This window comes from bacterium, assembly GCA_040755755.1.
In the GTDB taxonomy this organism is placed as follows: domain Bacteria; phylum SZUA-182; class SZUA-182; order DTGQ01; family DTGQ01; genus DTGQ01.
In genome coordinates, this window is record JBFLZW010000082.1 from 1 (window position 1) to 2,272 (window position 2,272).

The 2,272-nt window shown below is 49.4% G+C and carries 2 protein-coding genes; both read right to left on the reverse strand.

The genetic code is table 11. The features are described from left to right. A partial coding sequence (locus AB1611_21330; GenBank protein MEW6382126.1) for an ATP-binding protein occupies window positions 1-627 on the reverse strand: 627 nt, incomplete at its 3' end. Beyond that, entirely contained in the window at window positions 620-2,125 is a 1,506-nt protein-coding gene (istA, locus tag AB1611_21335) for an IS21 family transposase (protein MEW6382127.1), read from the reverse strand. The genes AB1611_21330 and istA, both read right to left, overlap by 8 nt. Window positions 2,126-2,272 lie beyond the last annotated feature (147 nt).

The window sequence follows — 2,272 nt, forward strand, 5'->3', positions numbered from 1 at the left end:
TTTGGAGAAGGGAAGGTTGCTGGTAAGCATAACCGTGCCCCTCTCGTAGCGATCGGCCAGCAGAGTGAACAAAACCTCCATCTCTTCTCTTTCCTGTTGCACATAGCCAAGATCATCAATGACTAAGGCTTCAAAATTAGCCAGCCTTTTCAGAAGACGAGGAAGCTGCAATTGCCGTTTGGCTAAGAGCAACTCCTGAACCAGGATACTACAGGGGGTAAAGTATACCCTCCTTACTTTTCTGCGAATAAGCTCCTGGCCTATGGCACATACCAGGTGGGTTTTGCCACTTCCGGGGTTCCCGAACAGGAGGACATTTTCTCTGCGATCCACAAAGGAACCCTCCAGCAGAGTACTCACCTGATGAGCCACTTTGCGAGGCAACCTCTTGAGGTCAAAGGATTCGATGTTTTTCTCAACCGGCAATTTTGACTCTCGCAAAAGGCGTTCTATACGTTTATTGTGTCGTGTTGTACATTCCAGTTCCACCAGTTCCAGAAGGTACTGGCTATAGCTCAGTGATTCCTGTTGGGCCTTAAGGGCTACCTGCTGGTAGCATTCTCTTATCGTGGCCAGATACAACTGCTTCAGATACGTGGCCAGGAGGATGTCTTCTTTTTCAGGCATGGGCTAACACCTCCTCCTTATGCTCTTCCTTCTTCTGCTCTCCCTCCCTCCTTTCCGCTTCCTCTTTGAGGATAGCACTGAGCAGCTCATCGTATACCGTCAGATCAACATCATCGATTAGCACCTGGGCTGGAGACGCTGTCTGCCGGGCTGATTTTATTATAGTTTCAACTGCCTCGGCTGTGATCTGCTGACCTTGAGAAAACAGCTCCCTAAGGACGGATTCCGTCCCGCTTTCACCTTCTTTGGCGGCCAGGTCGAGAATTTTCAGATACTCTTTGCTGGCTCGATTGGGGTTATACTGTACCAGCCAGTCATAGGCCATTCTGAAATAGCTGCTTGGAAAAAGATCGTCTCTGAAGCGGTAATTTTCAAAGGCCCCCGGTTTTCTTACCAGCCAGTCGATGATATGCCGGTACTCAATCCGGTGTTTGCCTGCTCCCTTGAATCGAGGTATGGTCTCGATCAGTTTCTGGGCATACCACACCTGGATCTTATCAGCATAAATATGCACTCTTACCCACTCGCCAATGAGCCGACTGTCGAGTGAATAGATATTGTGCTGTACATGAATGGTGCTGTTGCGGCTAACCCTCACATCCTGCTTTTTATAATCATCAAGCCTTGCGGCTGGCAGCGGCTTTAGCGCCTTTGCCTCCTCCTCAAATCGTTTGCTTCGTCCGGCATTGAGCCGCTCAAGCATATGCTTGATAAAATTCTTATACTCTTGCCGATCGGCAAAATCACGACTGCCTCGCAACAATAAACTCTGCTCCACCGCTCTTTTAAACCGATAGTGGCGCTGCTCTACATCTCCATTCTCATTGGCTTTACCTGCCTGAATCCTCTCCCCCGATAAACCATAGTGGCTCAGCAATGTCCGGTAGCGCACAGTAAACTCCTCCGGATTACAATCCTTGTTCACTGCCGCCGACAGCCGGTCCGTTCGATGCCTTGCCGGAACCCCTCCAACTTCCCATAAAGCATTTTGCAACCCTTCACTCAAGCTCTCGAAACTTTCTGAAAAACATACGCTTACAGTCTCCCAATTCGAATAGGTCAATACAAAATGGTACATCAGGTGATCAAATCTCTCTCCGGCTATGGTGACGCCCAAATCGGACATATCCGTAAAATCCGAGGCACACACCCGCCCAGGGTGATGCTCCTGCTCAAAAAATACCTCCTTGTGTGGCCCCTGTGTGGCTCGCCACTTCTTTATCCTCCTTTGCAGGGTACGCAACTGATTATGGGAAAATTTCCCAGGCTGCTCTCTTTGCATACTCTCAAAAATAGTCTTGGCCTCAAGCCCAGGATTAATCTCCAGCATCTGCTCTATCTTCTCCCACTCCCTCTCAAATGGATCTTTCCTCGTCCGCCACGTGTGCTCTTTCCTGCACTCACTGGGTAACTTCGCAAGCCGTAAGTATTTGCCTGCCGTCTTCCTGTCCATTCCAGCACCCGATGCGGCTACCACCTTCGTCTTCCCCTTATTGATGAGCATTCTCAATCTCCTTACCTGCTGATCCGTTACCATCCAAGCCCCCCTTTCTTAGCTATTGGCTTGGATAGTTTAACTCTTTTCTGCCCTCCCCGTGGGGAATTTTAATTGTCGCCGGTGGGGAATTTTAATTGTCGTCCATCA